Below are 26,081 nucleotides of genomic sequence, written 5' to 3' on the forward strand. Positions count from 1 at the left end.
TTTTTTATTGCGTGGACTTTAACCAGGCATCAGTCCGGCGTGCCGTGAATCACACCGGCGGTGTTATCGAGCAGGCTCTTGGTCGCGGTTTGCAGGAACGCTTCAAGTTTGAGTTTGAGTTCGGCAGTGCGCGGCGCGTCCGGCACAACTTCGGCGTGCGGATTGGCACCGAGCTGGTATTGCCAGATTTTCGGGCCCATGTCCTTGTCACGCGGCAACACCAGAATCTGCTCGGCGGTAACGATGGCGGTGGTCTGCTCGCTGCCCGATGGCTTGATCACACCGAAACCGGTATCGCCCTGCGGCAGGTTGAGCAGGTCACGGCCCCAGCACTGGTGACGCACTTCACCACCAAGACGGCCCATAATGGTCGGCACGATGTCGATCTGCGTACCCACGGTATGGTCACGGGTACCGAACTTCTGCTGAATGCCTGGAGCAATCATCAGCATCGGCACGTTGAAACGGCCCAGGTCCATTTCGGTGATCTGGCGCTCGTTGCCGAAGCCATGGTCGCCGACGATGACAAACAGGGTTTCGTTGAAATATTTCTCTTTGCGCGCCTTCTCGAAAAACTGGCCGAGCGCCCAGTCGGAGTAGCGCATGGCGGTCAGGTGTTCGTTGAGGCTGCCACGGTCAGTCACGCGCTCGACCGGCAACGGTGTCGGCAAAGCGTACGGGGTGTGGTTGGACAGCGTTTGCAGCAATGCGTAGAACGGCTTGCCGTTTTCCCGCGCCTTCAGTTCCTGCAGGCCACGATCGAACATGTCCTGGTCGGAAACGCCCCAGGTCGGATCGGAGAACACCGGATTGACGAAGTCATTGCGGCCAACGAAGTTGGTCATGCCCTGGTTGCTGAAGAAGCCCGACTGGTTGTCCCAGGCGAAATCGCCGTTGTAGACGTACACGTCGTCGTAGTCGCGAGCACTGAGCACCTGCGGCAGACCGGACAGTTTGTGACTGCCCTCCGGAGTCTGCATCAGGTATTCGAAACCTGGCAGGTTAGGGAAGCAGGCCATGGTCGCAAACATGCCCTGGTGGGTGTGGGTGCCGTTGGAGAAGAAACGGTCGAACAGCAGACCTTCCTTCGACAGCTTGTCCAGGTACGGAGTGATGTTCCCCGGCGCGCCCAAGGCACCGACCGAGTGACCGGCCATGCTTTCCATGAGAATCACGACGACGTTCTTGATCGGCAGGGTCTTGTCGGCTGGCGGCGTGTAATCACGGCGCACGGCGGCAATATCGGCGTCGACCAGTTTGTCGTCCGGCATGAGCAGCATCTCACGGACGATTTTCTGCGCCTGCTCCTGCGGCAGCGTGGCTTTCCAGATATTGTCGCGATCTTCGCCCATGCGGGACTTGGCGGCCTCGATCAGCGACAGCGTGGCATTGAGACCGAGCTGGTTGGCAAAGTTGGAATCGGTAGTGTAGACGTCACCCCAGCGCATCGGCGGGCCTTGACGCAGGGTGCCACGGGCGGCAATCACGCAGATCAACAGGCAGACCACGAACACCGCCAGACGGGTGTACCACGGTGCGACCTGACGGGAGCTGACGCTGCCGCCGCTGAACGGTCCGCGCGGGCGAGTGGCACGATCGGCGCCTTTGAACGCCAGGGTCAGAATCGCTGTGCCGATCACCCACGCCAGCAGGTAGCGCACCACCGGAAAACCGTACCAGAGCATGCTCATTACGGTTTTCGGGTCTTCCTTCACGTACTGGAACACCAGACCGTTGAGGCGCTGGTGAAACTCGCGGTAGAAGTCCATTTCCATCAGGCCGAGGAACAGCGCGATGCTCGAGGCGACGGTCAGCCACAGGCGGAAGAAACCGCGCGCGGCCATGGCCCGGGCACTGAACAGCGCCAGCACCAGCGGAATGCACAGGTACACCACCAGGCGCAGGTCGAAACGCAGACCGTTGACGAACGCTTCGAGGAAGGTCGCGGCCGGAGTGTCGAGGATCATTTCGCGGTTGTAGACCAGCAGCGCGAGGCGCAGCGCGGAAAACATGACCATCATGACCAGTGCGCACAGCAGCGTGTAGGCCAGATGCGATTTGACGGTCGGTTGCAGCAGGCGAGCAGAAGATCGCTGCTGATTCAGGGCGTCCGGGTTTGCCATGTCGTTTTAGGACCCATTGGAAGTTGAAGTTGCAAAAATACAGCGGCGCCAGGCCCTCTATTGGTCATTCCAGACCCCGGGGCGTGCGCGGTGCGCAAATGTTGCACGATCGTTCACACCATTGCCATTGATTACTGCCCTGCTCTTGAAGACTTTCATTCAAAGGGCTGGCAGTGCTATGGCAGGCAACAAGTGCGGGCGAATTGTCTTTAAGACTCTGTGAAAATTTCGTGCAACGCATATCTGGAAATACAATTTAGAGACAAAACAAAACGCCCCGAACCGGTCGGGGCGTTTTGTTTAGAGCGCGAAGATTATTTCTCGGCGCGTTCTTTCAGCGCTTTCAAGGTATTGAATGGCGCATCGACGACAAACTTGTTGGCAACCATGGCCGGCACGCTGCCGCCTGGCTCGGTGTGCACTTGATAAGTCACTTCGACCTGATCGCCTTTTGGCACGAACTTCCAGAAGCCTTTGACCTGCTGGACCCGCACGAAGCCTTTTTCTTCCGGCAGATAGGTCGGTACGCCTTCAAGATTCCGGGTCAGGCTGCCGTCGGCGCCTTCAACGGTGGTGATCTTCAGCACCGAATCACGCGGGGTCACCGGCCACGGCGTGTTGAATTGCGAATAGGTCCAGCTCAGATCGCCTTCGTGCTTGAGCAGTTTCTGGCTCTTGCATTCGTGAATCCAGGCGCAAGCGCCGGAGACGTCTTCCTGCAAGGCGCGCAGTTTGGCAACGGTGGTTTTCATCAGCGCGACGCCTTGGTAGGACTTGTAGTCCGAACCGGGTATTTCGCTCAGGGAAACCTTGATGCCGTCTTCATTCTTGGCGACTTTCCAGTCTTCCGCCTGGGCGACCGAAGTGACGAGCACGGCAGTCAGACCACACAAAACAGCGATACGGTGCAGCGAACCCATAGTGTTATTCCTTATTGTTGAAGTTCCGTTGGTGAACACATCACGCCGCCGTCATCTGCTCCCACCAGCCGATCAATCTGATCGCTTCTTCGGAGCTACTGCCGCAGACCTCGACATCCGCAGCGAAGCCCGAGCAGACAGCTGGGCGTTCCGGACGGCCGAAAATGCTGCACAGGTTATCGACCGACAGTTGCACGCAACGTTCGCCGGCGGGTTTGCCATCGGGCATGCCCGGGATCGGCGAACTGATGGAGGGGGCAATGCAGCAAGCGCCACAGCCTTCACGGCATTTCATGACGAACAGATCCTCGCGACGGGCGATGTGTAAAGAGACGCGAACAGAGTAACCGCTAAAACGGCTGTTTCAAATTGCTGCAAGCGGGTTTTCAACGATAAGTAAAAGTGACCGGGCAGTCTCCGACGAAGCGTCTGGTCTGCGCGTCGCAGATGCCCGGATCTATTGTTTGAATTCGAAATCCAGCGCCGCACCTTCCACATCGCGGCGCGCTTCGTTGCGCAGTTGCAACTGCATTTCGTTGCTGAGCAAGCGGCCGTTGAGCTGGAAGCCGTTATCTTTCTCGCCAAACATCTGCGGCAGGATCGCCTCGCGTTTGGGCAGCTCCACGGTGCCCCGTGGCTTCAACTCTTCAACCATATCCTTGGGCAGGCTGAGGTCGAGTTTTGCCGGCGGCAATTTGGTCTTGGCCACTTCGCTGGCGGGTTTCGATTTCGAAGCAACCGGGCGGCGCTTCTTCACCGTGGCGTTTTTTTCGCTTGGGCTTTTTTGCCGGAGCCGCGGTTTTGGTGGCTTTGTTCGTGGTACTGGTCGCTGCCGGTTTTTCCTGGGCTGCGGCCGCCAGGACACCCGGCGCCTGGCCGATCATCAGCAAACCCAGCAGTACCCACGCGGCAGGAACAATCGCTTTCATGGACCCAACGAACTAACGGCAGAGGGCCACATGCTCGCCTGTTGTGCGTCACATGACAAGCATCACCGCCCTCTTCGTTCAGAATCCGCCAGCGGTTTCCTGACACAGTTGGGTGGCCAACAGACCCAGCGTCATCAGCGCCCGCTCCGCCTCGCGATTCCACGGAATGCCGCAATTCAGGCGGATACAGTGGTTGAACTGCTCGGTATTACTGAAGATCAGCCCCGGCGCGATGCTGATGCCTTGTTGCAACGCGCGGACATGCAATTCCTGGGTGTTGACCCGCCCCGGCAAGCTCACCCACAGGATGAAACCGCCCGTAGGTCGGGACATTTGCGTGCCTTCAGGGAAGTGCTGCTGCACCGCCAGCTGGAACGCGCTGAGGTTTTTTCGGTATTCCTGACGGATGTAGCGTAAATGCCGGTCATAACCGCCGTTTTCCAGATAGGCCGCTATCGCCATCTGCGTGACGCTGCACGCTGAATGGGTACTGAAGGTTTGCAGGCGCTGGATTTCCTGTTGGTACTTGCCGGCGATCATCCAGCCGATGCGCACACCGGGCGACAGGGTTTTGGAGAAGCTCGAGCAGTAGATCACTCGATCCAGTCGATCGTAGGCCTTCAGCGCTTTGGTGCGGCCCTGCTCGAACATCAGTTCCCCGTAGATATCGTCTTCGACAATCTGGATATCGAAATCCGAGGCCAGGCGCAGCAACTGTTTCTGCCGCTCTTCCGGCATGGTGCCGCCGAGGGGATTGCTCAGGCGCGTGGTCAGCACCAACGCCTTGATCGACCATTGATTGGCGGCCAGCTGCAAGGCTTCCAGACTCATGCCGGTAGCGGGGTCGCTGGGGATTTCGATGACTTTCAGGCCAAGCAGATCGGCCAGTTGCAGCAGGCCGTAATAGGTTGGCGATTCGGCAGCGATCAGATCGCCCGGCCGGGTCAGCACACGCAACGACATCTGCAAGGCGTCGACACAGCCGTGGGTGATCACTACTTCCGACGGGTCCACCACCACACCAGCATCACGCATGCGAATCGCCACTTGCCGACGCAGCGGTTCAAAACCGGGGCTGAACATGTAGCTGAACGCCCGTGGGCTGTGAAACCGGGTCACCTTGGCCAACTGCTGATGCAGCGCACGCACCGGCAGATAATCGACACTCGGGACCGCAGCGCCCAGCGGAAACACGCCTTCCCGGCGGGACTCCACCAATACCTGTTGAATGATGCTGCTGCGCGTCACCAGCCCCGGCCGTTCGACCCGGGCAATGTCAGGCGTCGGCGCGGTCAGCGCGGGGTCTGGTGTACGTAATAACCCGATTGCGGACGAGCGCGGATCAGGCCCTGATCTTCGAGATTGGCGTAGGCCTGCAACACCGTCGCATGACTGACGTTGAGCTGCGAACTCATCTTGCGCACCGAAGGCACGCGCTCCCCGGGTTGATAGACACCCCGGCGGATGTCTTCGGCCAGTTGCTGAGCAATACGTTGGTAGAGCAAGAGATTGGTCATGACGCAGCACTCGATTTCACGGGCGTTTTATTCTTGTCTGAAACAATACCGGAACAGTTTAGAAGTGTACTGGGACAGTTGCCAGATTACTCGACCATACAGTGCGGTGTCTGCCCCCGACTGTACCGATTTGCCAGCCAATAGACAGACGTAAAAAAGCCCGGCACTGCATGACAGGCCGGGCTTTGCAGGAGCTGTGTAGGAGCTGACGAGTGAAACGAGGCTGCGATCTTTTGATCTTGTTTTTAAATTCAACATCAAAAAATCGCAGCCTTCGGCAGCTCCTACAGGGTTTTGCGTTGCTTAGCGGGCGGCGCCGAGCTGGCCCTTTTCGTCGGAAAACACGATTTCCACACGGCGATTCTGCGCCCTACCGCGCTCGGAGGCGTTGGCATCGACCGGAAACTGATCACCGTAACCTTCGACCTGGATGCGCTTTTCGTCGATCCCCAGATCGACCAGCACGTCAGCCACCGATTGCGCGCGGTCACGGGACAGTTTGAGGTTCTCCTGTTTCCCACCAGTGCTGTCGGTGTAACCCTCGATGCGCACCACGCGCTTGGGATTGAGCTGCAGGAACTGAACGATCTTCAGCACGACCCGGTTGGCCGAGTTTTTCAGTTCCGCTTCGCCAGTGTCGAACAACACATCGCCGAGGGTCATCACCAGACCGCGATCGGTCTGCGTGGTCGCCAGCGCGACGATCTGTTCCTCCAGCCACTTGCCTTGTTGCTGCACGCTGAGCAGTTTCGATTCGCGCAGGGCCAGTTGCAGGCGCTGCCGCTCCAGTTCGAGCTTGGCCGCTTGCTCCTCGTTGAGTACCTGATTGGTGTGCTCGCGAGCGATTTCGCTGTAGCGCTGGCTCAGGTAGGCGTAATGCACCACGTCGGCACCGCTGCCCCAATAGGTCGACAGCCGATCGGCGCGGGCCAGGGATTCGCCGGCGCGGATCACGTCTTTCGGCGCGATGCGCAGCACGTTGGAATCTTCCTTGACCTTCTGGAAATCAGCGCCGGCCTGTTGCAGCGCCGCCTCGCTGTGCTGGCCGGCGCAGCCGTAGAGGCTGGCGCAACTGGCAAGAAGCAGAATGCCGAGAGCGTTGGACTTGAGGCTCATTGCGCTTCCCCAGTTGCAGCTGCTTGCGCAGGCGGACAATGCGGGTATTGAGCACATTCAGTTGCTCTTGGCTTTTTTCGTCAGCACCTTGGCTTCAGCCAGACGCGCATCCAGTTCGGCCTGCTCGGCCCGCATGCGCGCGTTGCGATAGGACTCGTCCGCCATGTTGCCTTTGGCGCGGTTGTACTTGGTTTCGGCCAGTTGCATTTCCGGCACGTCGTCAGCGGTGGCGCCAACGGCCTTGGCCTGCACGATGGCTTGTTCGGTCAAACGCATTTGTTCACTGGGTGCCGGATCGGTTGCGCACCCGGCCAGGGCCAGAACGGCCACAGCCGCGAAAAGAGGTCGAATACTCACTAAGAATCCCTACTGTTTTGGGGCACTGACAGGTCGTGGCGGCTGTTGCTGTTGCGCCTTCCAGCGCTCGAGGTTGCGTTGCAGCGCGGCTTCCGTCAGTCCGGACGCGGGCAATTCTGTCATCTTTTTGGCGAGCTGTCCGCGCAACCACGGATCGTTGCAGGCCGAGTTATGCGAAACCGCGAGGAACAGACCCGGCCGGTCGATGGGTTGTTCGAACGCCAGCAGATCGCTGGTCATGCCCAATGTCTGCGCGGCGGCCAGGCCTGAGTAGCGCCCGGCGAGGACATATTCCACCTCGCCCAAAAGAAGTTTCTGTAGTGCCTGGGTAAGGTTGGCTGTCCGCGTCAGGGTCAGATTCTGCTCGGCGAAAGTGCCGAATGCCTGGGTCATCCGAGATTTTTCCGACACCGCGCCGGCGTGCCCTTTAAGGTCGCCGGCCTCGGCATAGGTCAGCGTCGAGCCTTTGCGCGTCCACACCAGATAGTCGTTTTCCAGCAGTGGCGGATGAATGAAGTCGAAGTTTTCCAGCTCGGTCACGGTCAGCGGTGCGTCGGCCAGCATGTCCATGCGCCCGCTGCGCACTTCATCGAGGGCCTGCGAGCGTTTGCCGGCGTAGAGCAGGTCGACTTTGATGCCCAGATCCTTGGCCACTTGCTGCAACAGATCGGCACTGGCGCCGATCAGGCGCTTGGGGTTTTGCGGGTCCTGCCACAGGTACGGCGGCGCATCCGGGCTGCCGGTGACGACCAGGCGCTCGCACTTGCCCGCGGCCATGGCCAAACCGGGCAACAGCATCAATCCCAATAACCATCCGCAGCGCAGATCCATGGCAAAACACTCCCCACTCAAATCCGAGACAAAAAAAGCCCGACCAACAGGCCGGGCTCTTTATAAGTGAAGCCGCCGGATTAGACCAGCTTCTCCAGCTCAGGTACTGCTTCGAACAGATCCGCCACAAGACCGTAATCGGCCACCTGGAAGATCGGCGCTTCTTCGTCCTTGTTGATCGCAACGATCACCTTGGAGTCTTTCATGCCGGCCAAATGCTGGATCGCGCCGGAGATGCCGACGGCGATGTACAGCTGTGGCGCAACGATCTTGCCGGTCTGACCGACCTGCATGTCGTTCGGTACGAAACCTGCGTCGACCGCAGCGCGCGAAGCGCCAACAGCCGCGCCGAGCTTGTCGGCCAGCGCGTACAGGTGCTTGAAGTTGTCACCGTTCTGCATGCCGCGACCGCCGGAAACGACGATCCTGGCAGCGGTCAGCTCAGGACGATCGGACTTGGCCAGCTCTTCGCTGACGAAGCTCGAAGTACCGGCGTCGTGAGCAGCGCCAACGGCTTCAACGGCAGCCGAACCACCTTCAGCAGCCACCGGATCGAAACCGGTGGCACGCACGGTGATCACTTTGATCGCGGCGGTCGATTGCACGGTAGCGATGGCGTTACCGGCATAGATCGGACGCTTGAAGGTGTCAGCGCTTTCAACCGAGATGATCTCGGAGATCTGGTCAACGTCCAGCGCAGCAGCAACGCGCGGCAGGATGTTTTTGCCGTTGGAAGTGGCGGCAGCGAGGATGTGGCTGTAGCCAGCGCCCAGCTCTGCAACCAGAGGAGCAATGTTTTCCGGCAGCTGATGCGCGTAAGCGGCATTGTCAGCGTTGAGGACTTTGCTCACGCCAGCGATTTTCGCAGCGGCTTCGGCCACCGGGCCAGCGCCTTGGCCTGCAACCAGAACGTGGATGTCGCCGCCGATTTTGGCAGCAGCAGCCACGGTGTTCAGTGTGGCCGGAGCCAGCAATTTGTTGTCGTGTTCGGCGATTACCAAGATAGTCATGATTAGATTACCTTCGCTTCGTTTTTCAGTTTCTCGACCAGTTCAGCCACCGACTTGACCTTGATGCCCGCGCTGCGTGCAGCCGGCGCTTCGACTTTCAGGGTCTTGTTGGTGGAGGCGGTGGAAACGCCCAAAGCGTCCGGAGTCAGCGTCTCGAGAGGCTTCTTCTTGGCTTTCATGATGTTTGGCAGGGACGCGTAGCGCGGCTCGTTCAAACGCAGGTCGGTGGTGACGATTGCAGGCAGTTTCAGCGAAACGGTCTGCGCGCCGCCGTCGATTTCGCGGGTCACGGCAACGCTGTCGCCGGAGACTTCGACTTTCGACGCGAAGGTGCCCTGACCGTAGCCGCTCAGTGCCGCGAGCATCTGGCCGGTCTGGTTGTTGTCGCTGTCGATCGCCTGTTTGCCAAGAATCACCAGCTGCGGCTGTTCCTTGTCGACAACAGCCTTGAGCAGCTTGGCCACGGCCAGCGAGGTCAGGTCTTCAGCGGATTCGACGAGGATGGCGCGGTCGGCACCCAGAGCCAGTGCGGTACGCAGCTGCTCCTGAGCGGTGGTCGGGCCGATGGAGACGACGACGATTTCAGTCGCAACGCCCTTCTCTTTCAGGCGTACGGCTTCTTCCACGGCGATTTCGCAGAATGGGTTCATCGACATCTTGACGTTGGCGAGGTCGACGCCGGAATTGTCCGCCTTGACGCGGACCTTGACGTTGTAATCCACAACGCGTTTGACAGCTACAAGAACCTTCATGGATTCCTCGTTACTCTCCGGTGAAAAGAAAGTCGCCTAGGCGAACCTGGCGGATGATGCTCATCGGGCGACAAGGGCACCTCTAAAAACGCCGGCTTGAATGTAAGGTGATTCACTTCGCGAAGGGAGGTGACCGTTCGTCAGGGGTGACTGCCGGGTCATTCATTCTCACGCTGTGTAAACTGCGCGCCGGACTTGCGCTGCGCATCACCGTCTACTGCCTGTGCCCTGTCTTTAGAGGTGCTCTTGAAACCGCCAGTCTGCCTACGGCGAGCGCAAAACCGCCCGTATCTTGACCGGAACGCCCATTCTGGTCAATACGCCAAAATGCCCTGTCATAAGCCGCGCTTCTTTGATTTATCAGGGCTGGAGGCGATTCAAACAAACGTTTGTATTGGACGCTCGGAGTGGTGTAGATATAATGCGCCGCCTAGAGAGAAAGGTGGATTCGCCAATATTCCCTTTGACGTTAACGTAAAGGCAATACGGATGCGAGATCAAACCTCCATATTAGAAAAAACTGTTGAGCCTTGAGTAGGAGATAGCCTGTGGAACGCGAATACATGGAATTCGACGTCGTCATCGTCGGTGCCGGCCCCGCTGGTCTGTCCGCCGCCTGCCGCTTGAAGCAGAAGGCCGCTGACGCCGGTAAGGAAATCAGCGTCTGCGTGGTCGAAAAAGGCTCCGAAGTCGGCGCGCATATCCTCTCCGGTGCGGTATTCGAACCCCGCGCTTTGAACGAACTGTTCCCGGACTGGAAAGAGCTCGGCGCGCCGCTGAACACGCCCGTCACACGCGATGACATTTTCGTGCTGAAAAATGCCGACAGTGCGCAGAAGATCCCTGACTTCTTTGTGCCCAAGACCATGCACAACGAAGGCAACTACATTATCTCCTCGGCAACCTGTGCCGCTGGCTGGCTCAGCAGGCTGAAAACCTCGGTGTTGAAATCTACCCGGGCTTCGCCGCTCAGGAAGCGCTGATCGATGAAAACGGCGTGGTGCGCGGGATCATCACCGGTGATCTGGGCGTCGACCGTGAAGGCCATCCGAAAGAAGGCCTGTACACCCCGGGCATGGAACTGCGTGGCAAATACACGTTGTTCGCCGAAGGCTGCCGTGGCCACATCGGCAAGCAACTGATCAAGCGCTACAACCTCGACAGCGATGCCGACGTTCAGCATTACGGCATCGGCCTCAAGGAAATCTGGGAAATCGACCCCGCCAAGCATCAGCCAGGCCTGGTGGTGCACACCGCCGGCTGGCCGCTGGACATCATGGGCACCGAAAACACCGGCGGCTCGTTCCTCTATCACCTGGAAAACAATCAGGTGGTGGTCGGTCTGATCGTCGACCTGTCCTACAGCAACACTTACCTGTCGCCGTTCGATGAGTTCCAGCGCCTCAAGCATCACCCGGTGCTCAAGCAATATCTGGAAGGCGGCAAGCGCGTCAGCTACGGCGCCCGCGCCATCGCCAAGGGCGGCCTGAATTCGCTGCCGAAAATGGTCTTCAAGGGCGGCGCGCTGATCGGTTGCGACCTCGGCACCCTGAACTTCGCCAAGATCAAAGGCAGCCACACGGCGATGAAGTCCGGCATGCTCGCGGCGGAATCGGTAGCCGATGCGCTGTTCGCCGAGCAGGACTGCACAGTCGAACTGACCACTTACGTCTACGCGTTCAAGAACAGCTGGCTGCACGAAGAACTGTTCGCCAGCCGCAACTTCGGCGCGGCGATTCACAAGTACGGTGCGATCATCGGCGGTGGTTTCAACTGGCTGGACCAGAACATTTTCGGCGGCAAACTGCCGTTCACCCTGCGCGACACCAAGCCGGATTACGCCTGCCTCAAGCTCGCGGCCGACTGCAAGAAGATCGACTACCCGAAACCCGACGGCAAACTGAGTTTCGACAAACTCAGCTCAGTGTTCATCTCCGGTACCAACCACGAAGAAGAGCAGCCGTGCCACTTGAAGCTGACCGATCCGAGCATCCCGATCAGCAAAAACCTGCCGCTGTACGACGAACCGGCGCAGCGTTACTGCCCGGCCGGCGTATACGAAGTGATCACCAAGGAAGACGGCGAGAAACGCTTCCAGATCAACGCCCAGAACTGCGTGCACTGCAAGACCTGTGACATCAAGGACCCTGCGCAGAACATCACCTGGGTGGCGCCGGAAGGTGCCGGCGGCCCGACTTACCCGAATATGTAAGTCGAAACGCTGAACAACAAGGCTCCCGAATCGGGGGCCTTTTTGTTGCCCGCAATTCAGAGCATCACATCTCCCCTGTGGGAGCTGGCTTGCCAGCGATGGGGCCGCACCGAACGACATCGTGGCAGCCTGACCCACCGCTATCGCTGGCAAGCCAGCTCCCACAGGGATTATGCGAACTCTCAGGCAGCGCGTTCATCCCCGGGCTACGTTCGAAGTAACGCTTGTACTCGCGGCTGAATTGCGACGTGCTCTGATACCCAACTCGATGCGCCACCTGCGCCACGCCAAGCCCTTCCGCCACCAGCAACGTCTGCGCCTTCAACAAGCGCAAACGCTTCAGATACTGCACCGGCGACAACAATGTGCTGCGTTTGAAATGCTCATGAAAGGTCGACACGCTCATGTTCGCGCAACCGGCCAAGGTCTCGACATTCAGCGGCTCGGTGTAATGCGCATGCAGATGGCTGATCGATGCCGCGACCCGGGCGAATTGCCCTTGTTGCTCGACCAGCGCACGCAACACATCCGCTTGCGGCCCGCGCAGCGCGACGAACAATAATTCGCGGACCCGCGCCGGGCCGAGAATCTGGCATTCCAGCGGATCGTGCAGACAGCTGAGCAGCCGTTCGACGCAACCGCGCATGCCATCGTCGAGCACCACCGAGGTCATCGACTCCGGCGTCTGCGCCGGAATATGCCGCCCCGGCGCCAGCCCCATGGCCAGCACCAGTTCGCCGAGCAGGACGCGATCGATCGCCACCGACACCCCGAGCAAGGGCGCATCGGGCAAGGCGAAAGTTTCACATTCGAAGGGCACCGGCAGCGCCTGGATCAGGTAATGCCCGGCGCCATATTCCATGGTGCGTGGGCCGAGGAACGCCAGTTTGCTGCCCTGGGCAATGATCATCAGGCTCGGCTCGTAGATATGCGGGCCACGGGCGACGTCGCAACTGGCGCGCAGAATCTGCACACCGGGCAGGCCGGTCTGGCTGTAGCCATCGCGCAGCGCCAGCGGTTCGATCAACGAAACCAGCCGGGCATTGGCATCAAGATGACGGGTCAACTGCATCGAATAGGTCTTCGTAAAATTCACGGAAAAAGGGATGAAAACATCATCGCAGATCCGCAGGCCAATGCGACCGCAGAAACCCGCATGCCGGAGGATTAGGCATGAGACCCGGAGAAATCGTCATGGCCGCACCCGCCTCTGGCGCCCAGAATTCACCGCCTCACTTGTCACTGTTTTTGCGAGGTCACCCATGTACACCGCCATCGGCTATGCCGCCCAGTCGGCCACCACTCCCTCGCCCCGATGAAATTCGAACGCCGCAGCCCGCGCGCCGACGACGTCGCCATCGAGATCCTCTACTGCGGCGTCTGCCATTCCGACATCCATCAGGCACGCAACGAATGGGGCATCGCCGTTTATCCGCTGATGCCTGGCCATGAGATTGTCGGAAAAGTCACCGCTGTCGGTGCGAATGTCACCCGTCACAAAGTAGGCGATCTCGTTGGCGTCGGCTGCATGGTCGACTCCTGCCGCAGCTGCGAAGCCTGCCAGGCGAACCTCGAGCAATATTGCCTCGAAGGCCCGACCATGACTTACGCCACCCCGGACCGGGTCGATGGCAGCAACACCATGGGCGGCTATTCGGACAGCATCGTGGTCAGCGAACACTTCGTTGTGCGCATTCCGGAACGTCTGGCTCTGGCCAGCGCCGCACCGATTCTCTGCGCCGGCATCACCACTTATTCGCCGCTCAAGCACTACGGCGTCAAGGCCGGTGACAAGGTCGGAATTCTCGGCATGGGCGGCCTCGGCCACATGGGCATCAAGTTCGCCAAGGCCATGGGCGCGGAAGTCACGCTGTTCACCCGCTCGGCGAGCAAGGCTGAAGAAGGGCGCCGTCAGGGCGCCGATCACGTCATCGTCTCCACCGATGCCGAGCAGATGAAGGCCGCTGCCGGCTACTTCGACTTCCTGCTCGACACCATTCCGGTGCAACACGATTTGAACCCGTACCTAGATACCTTGCGTTTCGACGGTGTGCACATTCTGGTCGGCCTGATCGAGCCGGTGAACCCACCCGTCCACGCCGGCAAACTGGTGATGAGCCGCCGCGTTCTGGCCGGTTCCTTGATCGGTGGTATCGCCGAAACCCAGGAAGTGCTGGATTTCTGCGCCGAGCACAACATCACCTGCGACATCGAAATGCTCGACATCCGCAATATCAATGAAGCCTACGCGCGGATGATTGCCGGTGACGTGAAATACCGTTTCGTCATCGATATGGCGACGCTGAAGGCTTAAGCCTTCAAGGCTTACACCTTCAAGCCTAGCTCCGCCGACAGCCGGGTTGTGACCCCTTTGAGCAGGGGGATCAACTCGGCCATTTTTTCCAGCGGCATGTACGGCACGGTGCTGGCGATACTGATTGCCGCGACAATGCCCTTGCTCGCATCACGAATCGGCGCCGCCACGCAGCGGATCGACGGTTCGTTGTCTTCCAGATCGAACGCATAACCACCGGCGACATACTCGCCCATGCGCTGCTCAAGCTGTTCCCACGACTGCTGGGGATGCTGCGGCCAGAACTGACTTTTGCCACCTGCCGGCAGGCTGATGTCGTACAGCCGCCGCCAATCCTGCGGCGAATCATCGAGCATCAAGGCCTTGCCGATCCCGGTGCGCACCAGCGGCATGCGATGGCCGACCCTTGAACGCATTTCCGGGCCGTTGCGTCCAGGATTCTTCAATAGATACAGCACTTCGTCGCCTTCGCGGATTCCGAGGTGCACGGTATCGCCGGTCAGTGCCGACAACTCGTCCAGATACGGCCCGGCCAACGTCACCAGCGGCAACTCTTCGCGGGCCTGAAAACCCAGTTCGATCAGTTTCGGCCCGAGCAGATAACCGATTTGCGGCACCACGCGCAGATAACGCTCGTCGACCAGGCAACTGGCCAGACGATGGGTGGTGCTGCGCGTGGTGCCGATCAGCCGGGCGATCTCCTTGAGATCGCGCGCGCCACTGGCCACTGCCTGTACCACACCGAGGCCGCGCAGCAGCGTCTGGGTGCCGGTGGGCGCGGCGTCCTTGGTTTTTCCGGGGCGTCTTCCTGCATATCCAGCCTTTTACCGTTGAGCGAAGGAACGGGCGGCATTATGGTCGCCCGAGACTGAGCACTACAACTCGATACGCTCGACCTTGCCCACCAGCAGCACGTAGGACAAGGCACCGACCAGCGCGAGCACGGCGACGTAGGTGATCGCCGGAGCGAACGAATCGCCGCTGGCGAGGAAGCCGATCACGATCGGTGTAGCAATCGCCGAGAGGTTGCCGATGAAGTTGAATACGCCACCGGTCAGGCCGAGCAAACGCGCCGGCGCCAGTGTCGACACCAGTGACCAGGTGATCGACGCCAGACCGTTGCCGAAAAATGCCAGCGCGAGGAAGGCAATCACCAGCGGCGTCGACTCGACAAAGTTGGCGCCGATGATCGAAGTCGAAATCAGCAGCCCGCCGATGATCGGCAACTTGCGCGCGAAGCCCACGGTATAGCCACGGCGGATCAGGAAGTCGGAAAAGAATCCCGAGCACAACACGCCGACGAACGCGGCAAGAAACGGCAGGGACGCGAGCAGGCCGGACTTGATGAAGTCCATGCCGCGATATTTCACCAGATAGGTCGGGAACCATGTGAGGAAAAACCACAGCGTTGAGTTCAGGCAGAACTGGCCGAGGTAGATGCCCCACAACTTGCGCTTGCTGAGGACGATGCCAAGATCGGTCCAGCTGAATTTGGCCTTGACCTTGGCCGCCTCGGCCTGGATATCCACCAGCCCGCCGCCTTCACGAATCAGGTCGATTTCCGCCTGATTGGTGCCTTTGAAATCGCGTGGCTCGCGATACACCGCGTACCAGATCACTGCCCAGAGAATGCCCACCGCGCCGGTGGCGACGAACACCATGTGCCAACCGAATTCATGTTGCAGCCAAGCCAGCACCGGGGTCAGGAAGGCCAGACCGACAAACTGTCCGGAGGTATAGAAACCAATTGCCGTGGCGCGTTCGCGCTCAGGGAACCAGGTGGTGACTACGCGGCTGTTGATCGGATAGGCCGGCGCTTCCAGCGCACCGACGGCCATGCGCAGCACGAACAGGGCAATGAAGCTGCTGACGAAACCGAGCATCACTGTGGCCACCGACCACAGCAACAGCGCGACACTGTAAAGAATCCGTGGCGGCACGCGATCGACCAGCCAGCCGCCGGGGATCTGCATTGCGGCGTAAGTCCAGCCGAAGGCGGAGAAGATCAGACCGACATGAACCGGGTCGATGCCCAGTTCACTGGTCAGCGCCGGCGCGGCAATCGACAGATTGCTGCGGTCGAGGTAGTTGATGACCACGGTGATGAACAGCAACACCATGATGAAAAACCGCTTGCGGCTGGGCGTGACTAAAGACGCCTGCCCGGAGAGGGTGTGCGTTTGCATGAGAGATGCCTCTTTTTATGTTTGTTGAGGTCATGACGCAGATCTCCTCTCCCTGGAGATCAAAAACTGACTGATCGTTCCCACGCTCCGCCTGGGAATGCAGCCCGGGACGCTCCGCGTCCCAGCAGCGGACGCAGAGCGTCCATTGAGGCATTCCCACGCAGAGCGTGGGAACGATCTGATGCTAGCGAGTCAGAGACTCACCACTCGGCAAAGCTGCCATCGGCATGGCGCCAGATCGGGTTGCGCCAGCGGTGGCCGACGGCCGCACGCTCGATCACGTATTCCTCGTTGATCTCGATGCCCAGCCCCGGGCCGTTCGGGATTTTGACGAAGCCTTGGTCGTAGTCGAACACCCGTGGATCCTTCACATAGTCGAGCAAGTCGTTGCTTTCGTTGTAATGGATGCCCAGGCTCTGCTCCTGGATAAACGCGTTGTAACAAGCCGCGTCCAGTTGCAAACACGCCGCCAGCGCGATCGGTCCCAGCGGGCAGTGCAGCGCCAGCGCGACGTCATAGGCTTCGGCCATGTTGGCGATCTTGCGGGTTTCAGTGATACCGCCAGCGTGAGAGGCATCCGGCTGGATGATGTCGACGTAGCCTTCGCTCAACACCCGTTTAAAGTCCCAGCGCGAGAACAAGCGCTCGCCGAGGGCAATTGGCGTGCTGGTCAGCGGCGCCAGTTCTTTCAGCGCTTCATAGTTTTCGCTGAGCACCGGTTCTTCGATGAACATCAGTTTGTACGGATCAAGTTCCTTCATCAGCACCTTGGCCATCGGCTTGTGCACGCGGCCATGAAAGTCGACGCCGATACCGACGTTCGGCCCCACCGCATCACGCACGGCGGCGACGTTGGCCAAAGCGAGATCGACTTTTTCGAACGTGTCGAGGAACTGCAGCTCTTCGGTGCCGTTCATTTTCACCGCCGTGAAACCACGGCTCACTGCTTCTTTCGCCGCACGCGCGGTGTCGGCCGGACGGTCGCCGCCGATCCAGGAATAGACACGAATCTTGTCGCGCACCTGACCACCGAGCAGATCGCTGACCGACACGCCGAGCGCCTTGCCCTTGATGTCCCACAGCGCTTGGTCGATACCCGCCAGCGCGCTCATGTGGATCGCGCCGCCACGGTAGAAACCGCCGCGATAGAGCACGGTCCAGATGTCTTCGATATTGCGTGGGTCTTTGCCGATCAGGTAGTCGGACAATTCTTCCACCGCAGCCGCTACGGTATGCGCGCGCCCTTCGACCACAGGCTCGCCCCAACCGGTCACGCCCTCGTCGGTTTCGACCTTGAGGAAGCACCAGCGCGGCGGAACGATGAAGGTCGTGAGTTTGGTGATTTTCATCTCTGCTCTCTTTTGTAAATGCAGCTTTTATTAGATGCAGCGCTCACAGCGCCAAAAGTCTTAACGCAGGGCTTTCCAGGCAGCCACGTAGGCCTTGGCATTGACCGCCACCTGCTCGGGTGTCATGCCCGGTTTGAACAGGCCGGAACCGAGGCCAAAACCTTTCACACCAGCGTCAATAAAGGCCTGCATGTTGTCCGGTGTAATGCCACCGACCGGTGCCAGCACCGTGCCGGCCGGCAACACCGCGAGCCATGCTTTGACGACGGCCGGGCCCATCTGCTCGGCCGGGAACAGCTTGAGAATGTCCGCACCCTCGGCCAATGCGGCGAAGGCTTCGGTCGGCGTGGCCACGCCGGGCGACAGGTACAGCCCCGCCGCTTTCGCCGCGCGCAACACCTTGGCATCGCTGTGCGGCATGACGATCACTTGGCCGCCAGCCGCTTTGACCTGCTCGACCTGCTCGGGGTGAGCACCGTGCCGGCACCGATCAGGCAATCGTCAGGCAGCGCGTCGCGCAGGATGCGGATACTTTCGTACGGCGATGGGGAATTGAGCGGTACTTCGATGACACGAAATCCGGCGGAATACAGGACTTCTCCGACAGCCGCCGCTTCCTGCGGTTGCAGGCCACGCAGAATCGCGATCAGACCGTTTTGTGCCAGTGCTTGCTTGAGCATGTCAGGCCTCCAGTCAGGGTTAACGGGATGAGGAATCGATCAGTCCGGCGGCGCGCGCCAGGTGCCACAGGCCACGCTCGGTCGCCTGCTCGGCCAGCGTCACCTGAGCAAAGCCGCAGGCGTTGAGGGCGCGGTGATAACGCGTGCACAGTTGCGCATTACCGATGAGCACGATCGCTGGAAGGTTCGATTGATTGCGCCGGCGCCGCTGCACATTGGCAAGCGCTGCCAGCTCATGGCCGATCATCAGGCCGGAGAGATAATCCGCCTGAGCGGTCGGGCTCAGTTCACCGGTCAGGCCGAGGGTGCGGGCGCTGAACAAGGTCGAGAGCACACCGAGCTCGGCATCCGCCGACAGCGCGATTTGCACGCCGCGATCGAACGCTTGCGCATCGAACGTCGCGCTCGGCTGCTGGGTACGGCCAAGGATGCTGTGCTCGCTGAGCACGGCGAAGACTTCGCCGGTCATGAACGTGTCGAAATGCGTGATGCGGCCATCGACCACTTCCACCCATTTCGAGTGGCTGCCCGGCAGGCCGATCAGCAGATCGTTACCCGCTTCGGCCGGCAGACTTTGCAGCACGCCGAGGACTTGGGTTTCTTCGCCACGCATCACGTTGGGCAGTCGCGAACGCTGAATCACGCCCGGGACGATATGCACCGGCTTGCCGCGCAGACTGATAACGGTTTGTAGGGAATTTCCGAGATGGGCGACGTCGGCCGGCGTCTCGCAGTAAGCCGCCTCACGCCAGCCCTGCGCACTGCCGACCATGCCGCAAGCGATCACCGGCAGATCCGGCTGCGCATCGAGCCAGTCACCGCAGGCCTCGTCAAACGCCAGTTCAAAACCGTCGGCGCATTCACGGCCGTGAATCACTCGTGGAGTCTTGGGCAACTGCATGATCCCGGACGACAGCGCACGCTGTTCCAGCACCACACCGTCCGCCGCGAGTTTGTAAGCACGTAATGAGGTCGTCCCCCAATCGAGCGCGATCAATTGCGCCTGCATCGCTTCACCTGTTTTGTTTTTGGCAGTGAGTGCGACGGACTATAAACCCGAGGGACGGGAAATCTCAATATATAAATATCAATCCCACATTATGGGAAGAATCATCAGTAACGGGATCACCTCACTCAAAACGCCCCCCATGGGCTGCAACGATGGCGATCGAATGCCGGGAAGGGCCGAGTCAGGCTTGCACGGACAAAAATGCAAGGTTCGCCATGCCGCTGCGGTCGGGAAATACTCAGGGAGAGCGGCCCTCGAAAGAGGCAGGGCCGGACGGGATAGTTTTTTTATTTTGCAGGTCCAGTTGTCAGCAAATCCGCGCTAGGTACCCGCATAATCTTGGAAAAATACGTCTTGTATGTAGTGGAGTGGACTCTATACACACAGGCAAAGGAATCTCTGGCTTTTAAAAAGGGATCCAGTGTTTCCCCTTTCAGGCGCCTTTCTCCCCCTCATCGTCTACCGACTCGTCAAAAATGACATCTGCCCTATAAATTAACGAGTCCGGCGAAACCCTCTCGATAAACCCGAAACCGGACTGTTTAATTCGGTGTGCCTGAGAAAAATCAAGATCATTTGTCAACGAGCAGACCAGCCCACGCCCTATAGACGACTTGAACAGGCCGAGAAGTTCCACATCGGACTTGAAATAAACTTGATAAATTCCGGTAGTACGAAGCCGCTCTGTCTTTTCGTATTGAAGGTTGGCAATGGGCCGACCATGATTCAAAGAACAAGCCGAGAGCACCGACACACATATTGTCAAGATCAAAACCTTCACAGGTTGTTACCCCTTAATCCATTTGAATATTGACTCCGCTACAATCTGTCGCGCTGACTTTCCACCGGGCAAGGCGTGAGCGTACATAGAGTTCGCATCTGCGTGATTGATATCGAGCCGCCCCATGACGTTCGGTCCTTCGGAGATCTCCCATTGCTCACCGAAGTCTGCAACCAGATCTGACAGGTTCCAATCGACCGCAGCTGCCCTGATATTTACCCAATACTGCGCTTTAGGCTTGGGAACCTGACGATATATTTTCGAAATACCATATACGATTTTGCCGTGTCCTACGGGATCCAGGGTCACCAAAATTTTTATTTCGAAACCGCGCTCGGTTAAAACGGCAGACAAATGAGCACCGTTCCAGCCACCCAAACTGTGGCCAATGATATAAATCGCAGTATTGCAACTTGGAATTTTTCGAATAACGTTACGCTCCAAATCCTCCTCACTCATAAATGAGTTATAACCAAGAGGCAACGTCGTACAAGATGTCTGTATTTCCAGCGCTTCGATGTCCGCGTCGACCATGTCTCGCACATAGTCGACGTTGTGATTGGGACCATCAACGTAATACCGTTCCTGATCGCCAGCTCCACCAACAAGAAAAACCATTGCATCGCGGATGCTTACTGTTACTTGCTTGACCGATTGATCTGTCTTGCAAGTAAGTGTATGACTCACCGGATCCCTTTTCGCCATTGGCGGTGGTGGAGCCTCTGCTGTAGCACTTCCATTTGCCATCTCTAATTACTCCACAAATAATTTAATCGTCTCAGCCAGGTGCGAACTGACGGTATGGGTAAATCCCGCCGCATCCGTCACGCCAGACTCTTCACTGCCGTCACCCCGCTGAATGATGTAAGGGTGATAAGAGACCGGCTCTCCGGTGTCCTGATTGACTACTTGCAACCTGTCAGTGAAATGCACCGGCATCGGCAACAGCCCGCTAAACGCAGCCCCTCCCCCACTCTGGCCGATGATCACCGTTCCCGAGCCACCGATCACGACATTGCCATGCCCACCAGTGCTGTCGAGCATCGCGGCGTTAAGGCCGTTGATGAAAACAGTGCCGGAGACCGCTCCGGTAATAGGGCTGCCACACGCTGATTTATCGGTCATGCGGGCAGCAGCGAGGCCGTCGAAGAATACGTCCGGCGAGCCGGAGACAATCGGGTTGGTGCCGTGACCTGGCAGTGGGCAGGCGGTTGGGTCGGTGACGCGAGCTGCGGGTTTACCACTCAATTCAAAGCTCCTTGCTTAAGGGGTGCCGGGGATGGCTGATAGATGTCGATGTCGGTCGCGGCAAAGCGCCAGCGATTGTCGACAGGGTCGAACAGAGCATGACGATGCTCACGGCTGTCAGGTGATGTCGCGGTTTGCACGGCACGCCAGGCTTCGTCGGCTTGCCATTTCAGGTCGGCAGACGTTGCGTCATCCAGTTCGTTGAGCCAGGCGTTGTAGTTGCGCAGCTGATTGCGCTCATAAGTCGATTGCAGCACGTCGCCCATTTGCACGCCGAAATCCAGATGATGCCCAGTGGTCCAACGCCCTACTTCGGAGTAGACGTGCCAGCCCATCGGGATCAACGCACCGTTTTTCAACAGAGAATGGCCGGCGAGAGCGACGAAGCCGCAACAGACGTGCAGCATCAGCCAGCCTTGATGGGCGTCGATAATCGCTGTGGGATCAAAGGTTCTCAGCGCTATCACGCGGTAGTCGCCAAGGTCGGAACTGCGCGTCATCAACTCGGCATCAAGCCGCGACACGAAAGCCCGTATAGCCACGCCGCCAGTGCGCTGGGCCATGCAGAGAATTTCGACAGCCTGTCGATTCGGGTCGTCAGAAGAGCCGGTAATTTTCACCAGACCATACAGACGCATAGACGCCTGCAGTCCGCTCATAGCTGGTCACTCATTGACGCAGCGAGGGCTCCACAGGCGCGGAGAAATTTTGCCAGATGCATTGCAAGTGTCGTCCGTGAGCGCGCAAAAATGGCGCACAGAATGCCGGACTAGAGCGGTGGCGACAACTGAATCAGCAGTAGATTGCCATCATTGTGCTCAGCCCTCGGCAAATTCGCGCAACACCTTGCCATCCATGCGATACCGCACCCACTCCTCCTGCGGTTGTGCGCCGAGGGATTTGTAGAATTCGATGGCCGGGGTGTTCCATTCCAGCACGCTCCATTCGAAGCGGCCGCAGTCGTTGGCGCAGGCGATTTTTGCCAGGTGGCGCAGCAGGGTTTTGCCGGCGCCGCCGCCGCGTTGTTCGGGGGTGATGTAGAGGTCTTCGAGGTACAGGCAGTTGCTGCCCAGCCAGGTCGAATAACTGAAGAAGAACACCGCGAAGCCGATCGGCAAGCCGTCGCGCAGGCAGATCAGGCCGTGGGCGGTGGCGCCTTCGCCGAACAGGCTACGTTCGATGTCGGCGACGCTGGCGATGACTTCGTGACGGGCCTTTTCGAAATCGGCGAGTTCGGTGATGAAGGCGAGGATCTGCGGTGCATCGCTGGGGGTCGCCGGGCGGATTTCGATCGTCATGGACGGGCCTTCTGTGCAAATTAAAGCGCCATACTAAGGCGCGCAGCGGCGCTCGTCACATGGCAAACGGGATTAATGTACAGTCATTGCCAACACCGCGGGACTGTGTGGAGCGAGCTTGCTCGCGAAAGCGGTGGATCAGGCGCTATCTGTTTCCCTGACCGGACGCCTTCGCGAGCAAGCTCGCTCCCACAGGTACCAAGCCAACCTGAAAGGAATCTGATGAGCCTTAATGCATTCGTGCCGATGACGACCCTTGCGGCGCAGTTGCTGCCCCACGCACTCGAACCCTCGGACGACGGCGCCCACGACCTCGCCCATTTGCAGCGGGTCTGGCACACCGCACGCACCCTGCATGCAACCGAAGGCGGCGATCTCGAGGTTTTGCTCGCAGCGGTGCTGTTGCACGACTGCGTATCGGTCGAAAAAACTCGCCGCTACGCTCGCAGGCTTCGCGTCTGGCAGCGGAAAAAGCTTCGTCCGTTCTGAAGGAGATGGACTGGCCTCGCGAAAAAACCATCAGCGTCGCCCACGCCATCGAAGCCCACAGCTTCTCCGCCAACATCGCCCCGCTGACCCTCGAAGCGAAAATCGTGCAGGACGCCGACCGCCTCGACTCGCTGGGCATGCTCGGCGTCGCCCGCACCTTCTACGTCGCCGGGCGCATGGGCTCGGCCATTTACGATCCGCAAGACCCCGAGGCGCAGCACCGCGAATACGACGACACACGCTTCTGCCTGGACCACTTCCAGACCAAACTGCTGCACCTCGCCGAGGGTTTCCAGACCGCCACCGGCCAGCGCCTGGCGTGGGTTCGACATCAGCGCTTGAAGGATTTCATGGAGCAGTTCAAGGAAGAAATCGGCATCGTCTGATCCTTTACTCCGGCAAAGCGCGATCCTGACTTCAGCAACCTCACACCTGACGCGCACGATCGCCGTGATAAACAGACAAGGTTAATTCCCCGCTCAAGGAAGCGCGCCATGTCCCATGTAACATCCAAGGTGTCAGGCAAACTGTTCGGTCTGTTCTGTCTCGCCAGTTATCTGCTGTCGCTGTCATATGGCACGACGTTTTTGCTGGCGCTATTGATCGGTGCGCGCGGCGGCAATGAACATGACGCGGGCACGGTGATTTCGGCGGCGATGCTCAGTACCTTTGTTGCCGTACTGGGCTGTGGTCATCTGGCGGATCTGCTCGGCGCGGCGCGCTCGATTGGCGTGTTCGCCCTGTTGCTGGTGGCGGCGAGTCTGGGCTTTGCGATGACATCGGGGTTCGGTTACGGGCTGCTGTTTTTCGGTTTGCTGCTGGGATTGGGTTGGGGCGTGTTCTACACCCTGGGGCCGATCATCGTTGCCAATCTGGTGGTCCCGGCTCAGCGCGCGAAATATTTCGCTTTGCTGTCCGGCAGCATGATGAGCGGGATCGGCAGCGGACCATTGTTCGGAAGGGCGGCCAGTGCACTGGATTTACCGCTCGCTTCAGCCTTTTATCTGGCTGCGCTGGCGAGCTTCGTCGGCGCGCTGCTGTTCTGGCGACTTGCTCCGAGACTGACCCCATCGCAAACCACCACAGCGAAAATCACTTGGCGCGCGACCACTCAAGTCTTCAGCTCACAGGCCTTGCTGCCGATCATCATGGTCGGTCTGGGCGGTTGTGTGTTTGGCGGGTTGTCGAGTTTCCAGACCAGCTACGCCGCCGTGCGAGCGCTGGATTATTCGTGGTTTTTCGTGGGGTTCATGGGCGCGGCGATCAGCAGCCGGATGTTGATCGCAGGCTACGTGATCAAGCGCGATCCGTTAGGCGCCTCGTGCCTGCTGTCGGGTGTGATGCTCGCGTCGGTCATGCTGTTCGCGTTCGGCGTCAACGGCGGCCTCAGCTATCTGCTGGCGGCGGTCATGCTCGGCGTCGGTTACGGGTTGACCTACTCGGTGATTAACGGCCTCGCCGCCAACGAAGCACCTGATGGCACCACTTCCCAAGCACTGCTGCTGTTCAGTCTCGCATACTTTATCGGGGTGTTCGGTTTCCCGTTGCTCGCCGGCAAACTCATCGTCGAGCAAGGCATGGCGTCATTGCTGCTGACGTTGTTGGGTGTGGCGCTGGCGAACTGGTTGATCACTATCGGCCGCCTGCTATGGCGCCGATTCACTGCAAAAACCCAAGGCCGAGGCCGACCGTTCGTCGATCCTCAGGCACCAATCCGTCATAAGGGCTGACCAACCCAGTGTAAGGATTCCAATCACTGGAGAAGCCCTATGATCCCGTCAAGGTTGACCGCTCTAGTCTTCAGCGCCCTGCTCTGCCCTGCGGTGTTCGCCGCCTCGTCCACGGCAGCGGGCACTGGCCCTACCGATCCGACCCCGCCACGCGCGCCCGCTATCAACAGCGCCCCCGGAATGAACACCGATGGTTCCGGCGTGCCGTTGATCAATCAGCCACCCGCCACTGGCACCGATCCGCGTACTCAGGGCAGCGATCCGGGGCGCCAGGGCGGCATGAATACACCTGATTCTCCTGCTACTTCCCTGACAACGCCGGCCCTGGTGTCGGTTCGAAAACCACCACAGGTGGCTCCGGTTCCGAAGGTGCCGGTCAGTAGTTCGCCGACGCGAGCGCCCTATTCACTCCCATGAAGAGGTAACCATGAACGTCGACAAAGACCTGGAAAAGAAGTCCTCACCCGCCTGCTGCACGCGCATCCCAACGGCCTGGGCAAGGAGGTGCTGGACAATTACCGGGGCGAGAAAGTCGTGGCCAGCGCCCTCGCCGCCCTGCAGGATCGCGGGTTGATTCATCATGGTCATGTGACCTTGAGCGAAGCGGGCGAACACTCGCTGAACCTGCCGATCAAGCTCAGTTCTGCCGGCGTCGAAGCGGCGCGTAAACTGGATCTGCAGTAGTGCCACGCCGCTCGCCGTCGAAGCGGCGAGCGGCCGGATCCGCAACTTGAGGAGAAATCCCATGCCTCGTGGAAGCAAAGACAAATACACCAGTGAACAGAAGCGTAAAGCCGAACACATCGAAGACAGCTACGAGAAAAAGGGCGTGTCGAAAGATGAGGCTGAGGCTCGCGCTTGGGCGACGGTGAACAAGCAGTCCGGTGGCGGCGAGAAGTCCGGTGGCTCGGGGCGCAAGAAGCCTGCGAGTGCCAAGTCGGAAGATCGCAAAGAGTCATCGCGCCGCGCGGTGGCGAGTCGCAAGGGCCATTCGCGCAACAGCGAGACTTCGAAGGATACGCAGACTGTCGATAGCCTGATGAAAGAGGCCCGGGCAAAGAACATTCCGGGACGGTCTTCGATGCGCAAGCAGGAGTTGATTGAGGCGTTGCGCAAGGCTGGCTAAGCCTGATGGCCTCATCGCTGGCAAGCGAGCTCCCACAGATCTTTCGGGTGGTTGCACTATTGCACTTACACACGAAGACCCTGTGGGAGCTGGCTTGCCAGCGA

Annotated in this window: 18 protein-coding genes and 10 pseudogenes; 7 read left to right on the top strand and 21 right to left on the bottom strand. The window is 59.4% G+C overall.

Annotated elements, in window-relative coordinates:
- Window positions 1-29: 29 nt before the first annotated feature.
- The 10 genes and pseudogenes from LJU32_24075 to LJU32_24120 all read right to left on the bottom strand — a co-directional run bounded on the left by LJU32_24075 (window position 30) and on the right by LJU32_24120 (window position 9,555).
- Window positions 30-2,123, bottom strand: coding sequence for an LTA synthase family protein (locus LJU32_24075; GenBank protein WKV88463.1), 2,094 nt, complete (start codon window positions 2,121-2,123; stop codon window positions 30-32).
- A 314-nt stretch (window positions 2,124-2,437) separates the two neighbouring features.
- Window positions 2,438-3,043 carry an START domain-containing protein gene (locus LJU32_24080; protein WKV88464.1) on the bottom strand — a complete coding sequence of 202 codons (606 nt, stop codon included), beginning with the start codon at window positions 3,041-3,043 and terminating at the stop codon, window positions 2,438-2,440.
- Between the two features lie 40 nt (window positions 3,044-3,083).
- Window positions 3,084-3,338, bottom strand: coding sequence for a YkgJ family cysteine cluster protein (locus LJU32_24085; protein ID WKV88465.1), 255 nt, complete (start codon window positions 3,336-3,338; stop codon window positions 3,084-3,086).
- A 162-nt stretch (window positions 3,339-3,500) separates the two neighbouring features.
- A pseudogene (locus tag LJU32_24090) lies at window positions 3,501-3,972 on the bottom strand (translation initiation factor 2).
- A 78-nt stretch (window positions 3,973-4,050) separates the two neighbouring features.
- Window positions 4,051-5,489, bottom strand: a pseudogene (locus LJU32_24095) (PLP-dependent aminotransferase family protein).
- Between the two features lie 303 nt (window positions 5,490-5,792).
- Window positions 5,793-6,605 (bottom strand): OmpA family protein, encoded by an 813-nt coding sequence (locus LJU32_24100; protein WKV88466.1) that lies wholly within the window; start codon window positions 6,603-6,605, stop codon window positions 5,793-5,795.
- A 4-nt stretch (window positions 6,606-6,609) separates the two neighbouring features.
- Window positions 6,610-6,962, bottom strand: a pseudogene (locus LJU32_24105) (DUF4398 domain-containing protein).
- 9 nt (window positions 6,963-6,971) lie between these two features.
- Window positions 6,972-7,793: a transporter substrate-binding domain-containing protein gene (locus tag LJU32_24110; GenBank protein WKV88467.1), complete on the bottom strand. Its 822-nt coding sequence runs from the start codon at window positions 7,791-7,793 to the stop codon at window positions 6,972-6,974.
- 80 nt (window positions 7,794-7,873) lie between these two features.
- Complete coding sequence (locus LJU32_24115; GenBank protein ID WKV88468.1) at window positions 7,874-8,803, bottom strand: FAD-binding protein; 930 nt, start codon at window positions 8,801-8,803, stop codon at window positions 7,874-7,876.
- 2 nt (window positions 8,804-8,805) lie between these two features.
- Complete coding sequence (locus tag LJU32_24120; protein WKV88469.1) at window positions 8,806-9,555, bottom strand: electron transfer flavoprotein subunit beta/FixA family protein; 750 nt, start codon at window positions 9,553-9,555, stop codon at window positions 8,806-8,808.
- A gap of 548 nt (window positions 9,556-10,103) precedes the next feature.
- Here LJU32_24120 and LJU32_24125 point away from each other — a divergent pair.
- Window positions 10,104-11,767: pseudogene (locus tag LJU32_24125) on the top strand (electron transfer flavoprotein-ubiquinone oxidoreductase).
- Window positions 11,768-11,966: 199 nt separating this feature from the next.
- Here LJU32_24125 and LJU32_24130 read toward each other — a convergent pair.
- Window positions 11,967-12,839: pseudogene (locus LJU32_24130) on the bottom strand (AraC family transcriptional regulator).
- A 190-nt stretch (window positions 12,840-13,029) separates the two neighbouring features.
- On the opposite strand from LJU32_24130, the pseudogene LJU32_24135 reads away from it, so the two are divergent.
- Window positions 13,030-14,081 (top strand): annotated as a pseudogene (locus LJU32_24135) (NAD(P)-dependent alcohol dehydrogenase).
- Between the two features lie 11 nt (window positions 14,082-14,092).
- Here the strand turns inward: LJU32_24135 and LJU32_24140 are convergent.
- The 10 genes and pseudogenes from LJU32_24140 to LJU32_24185 form a co-directional block, all read right to left on the bottom strand.
- Window positions 14,093-14,839 (bottom strand): IclR family transcriptional regulator, encoded by a 747-nt coding sequence (locus tag LJU32_24140; GenBank protein WKV91187.1) that lies wholly within the window; start codon window positions 14,837-14,839, stop codon window positions 14,093-14,095.
- A gap of 117 nt (window positions 14,840-14,956) precedes the next feature.
- Window positions 14,957-16,267 (bottom strand): MFS transporter, encoded by a 1,311-nt coding sequence (locus LJU32_24145; GenBank protein WKV88470.1) that lies wholly within the window; start codon window positions 16,265-16,267, stop codon window positions 14,957-14,959.
- Between the two features lie 200 nt (window positions 16,268-16,467).
- Window positions 16,468-17,616: a galactonate dehydratase gene (gene dgoD / locus LJU32_24150; GenBank protein WKV88471.1), complete on the bottom strand. Its 1,149-nt coding sequence runs from the start codon at window positions 17,614-17,616 to the stop codon at window positions 16,468-16,470.
- Between the two features lie 60 nt (window positions 17,617-17,676).
- Window positions 17,677-18,296, bottom strand: a pseudogene (locus LJU32_24155) (2-dehydro-3-deoxy-6-phosphogalactonate aldolase).
- Window positions 18,297-18,315: 19 nt separating this feature from the next.
- Complete coding sequence (locus LJU32_24160) at window positions 18,316-19,305, bottom strand: 2-dehydro-3-deoxygalactonokinase (GenBank protein ID WKV88472.1); 990 nt, start codon at window positions 19,303-19,305, stop codon at window positions 18,316-18,318.
- A gap of 433 nt (window positions 19,306-19,738) precedes the next feature.
- Window positions 19,739-20,086, bottom strand: a complete 348-nt coding sequence (locus tag LJU32_24165; GenBank protein ID WKV88473.1) for a hypothetical protein — start codon at window positions 20,084-20,086, stop codon at window positions 19,739-19,741.
- 6 nt (window positions 20,087-20,092) lie between these two features.
- Entirely contained in the window at window positions 20,093-20,833 is a 741-nt protein-coding gene (locus tag LJU32_24170) for an alpha/beta hydrolase (GenBank protein ID WKV88474.1), read from the bottom strand.
- A 6-nt stretch (window positions 20,834-20,839) separates the two neighbouring features.
- Window positions 20,840-21,334, bottom strand: coding sequence for a PAAR domain-containing protein (locus LJU32_24175; protein WKV88475.1), 495 nt, complete (start codon window positions 21,332-21,334; stop codon window positions 20,840-20,842).
- Window positions 21,331-21,993, bottom strand: a complete 663-nt coding sequence (locus tag LJU32_24180; GenBank protein WKV88476.1) for a hypothetical protein — start codon at window positions 21,991-21,993, stop codon at window positions 21,331-21,333. Before LJU32_24180 ends, LJU32_24175 begins: the two co-directional genes overlap by 4 nt.
- Window positions 21,994-22,152: 159 nt before the next feature.
- Window positions 22,153-22,632, bottom strand: coding sequence for a GNAT family N-acetyltransferase (locus LJU32_24185; GenBank protein ID WKV88477.1), 480 nt, complete (start codon window positions 22,630-22,632; stop codon window positions 22,153-22,155).
- A gap of 222 nt (window positions 22,633-22,854) precedes the next feature.
- Between LJU32_24185 and LJU32_24190 the strand changes: the two are divergent.
- The 5 genes and pseudogenes from LJU32_24190 (at window position 22,855) to LJU32_24210 (ending at window position 25,977) form a co-directional block, all read left to right on the top strand.
- Window positions 22,855-23,507 (top strand): annotated as a pseudogene (locus tag LJU32_24190) (HD domain-containing protein).
- A 108-nt stretch (window positions 23,508-23,615) separates the two neighbouring features.
- A complete protein-coding gene (locus tag LJU32_24195) occupies window positions 23,616-24,851 on the top strand; it encodes an MFS transporter (protein ID WKV88478.1) in 1,236 nt (411 codons plus the stop codon).
- Between the two features lie 39 nt (window positions 24,852-24,890).
- A pseudogene (locus LJU32_24200) lies at window positions 24,891-25,234 on the top strand (hypothetical protein).
- A gap of 44 nt (window positions 25,235-25,278) precedes the next feature.
- Window positions 25,279-25,535 (top strand): annotated as a pseudogene (locus LJU32_24205) (hypothetical protein).
- A gap of 61 nt (window positions 25,536-25,596) precedes the next feature.
- Window positions 25,597-25,977 (top strand): Rho termination factor N-terminal domain-containing protein, encoded by a 381-nt coding sequence (locus tag LJU32_24210; GenBank protein WKV88479.1) that lies wholly within the window; start codon window positions 25,597-25,599, stop codon window positions 25,975-25,977.
- The last annotated feature ends 104 nt before the right edge of the window (window positions 25,978-26,081 follow it).

It is taken from the genome of Pseudomonas sp. B21_DOA (assembly GCA_030544685.1).
Taxonomy (GTDB): domain Bacteria; phylum Pseudomonadota; class Gammaproteobacteria; order Pseudomonadales; family Pseudomonadaceae; genus Aquipseudomonas; species Aquipseudomonas fluorescens_AO.

Excerpts from the sequence above, each read along its gene's own strand:
- LJU32_24075 (WKV88463.1), bottom strand. The coding sequence starts at position 2,123 with ATGGCAAACCCGGACGCCCTGAATCAGCAGCGATCTTCTGCTCGCCTG.
- LJU32_24080 (WKV88464.1), bottom strand. The coding sequence starts at position 3,043 with ATGGGTTCGCTGCACCGTATCGCTGTTTTGTGTGGTCTGACTGCCGTG.
- LJU32_24085 (WKV88465.1), bottom strand. The coding sequence starts at position 3,338 with ATGAAATGCCGTGAAGGCTGTGGCGCTTGCTGCATTGCCCCCTCCATC.
- LJU32_24100 (WKV88466.1), bottom strand. The coding sequence starts at position 6,605 with ATGAGCCTCAAGTCCAACGCTCTCGGCATTCTGCTTCTTGCCAGTTGC.
- LJU32_24110 (WKV88467.1), bottom strand. The coding sequence starts at position 7,793 with ATGGATCTGCGCTGCGGATGGTTATTGGGATTGATGCTGTTGCCCGGT.
- LJU32_24115 (WKV88468.1), bottom strand. The coding sequence starts at position 8,803 with ATGACTATCTTGGTAATCGCCGAACACGACAACAAATTGCTGGCTCCG.
- LJU32_24120 (WKV88469.1), bottom strand. The coding sequence starts at position 9,555 with ATGAAGGTTCTTGTAGCTGTCAAACGCGTTGTGGATTACAACGTCAAG.
- LJU32_24145 (WKV88470.1), bottom strand. The coding sequence starts at position 16,267 with ATGCAAACGCACACCCTCTCCGGGCAGGCGTCTTTAGTCACGCCCAGC.
- dgoD (WKV88471.1), bottom strand. The coding sequence starts at position 17,616 with ATGAAAATCACCAAACTCACGACCTTCATCGTTCCGCCGCGCTGGTGC.
- LJU32_24160 (WKV88472.1), bottom strand. The coding sequence starts at position 19,305 with ATGCAGGCGCAATTGATCGCGCTCGATTGGGGGACGACCTCATTACGT.
- LJU32_24170 (WKV88474.1), bottom strand. The coding sequence starts at position 20,833 with ATGGCAAATGGAAGTGCTACAGCAGAGGCTCCACCACCGCCAATGGCG.
- LJU32_24180 (WKV88476.1), bottom strand. The coding sequence starts at position 21,993 with ATGAGCGGACTGCAGGCGTCTATGCGTCTGTATGGTCTGGTGAAAATT.
- LJU32_24185 (WKV88477.1), bottom strand. The coding sequence starts at position 22,632 with ATGACGATCGAAATCCGCCCGGCGACCCCCAGCGATGCACCGCAGATC.
- LJU32_24195 (WKV88478.1), top strand. The coding sequence starts at position 23,616 with ATGTCCCATGTAACATCCAAGGTGTCAGGCAAACTGTTCGGTCTGTTC.
- LJU32_24210 (WKV88479.1), top strand. The coding sequence starts at position 25,597 with ATGCCTCGTGGAAGCAAAGACAAATACACCAGTGAACAGAAGCGTAAA.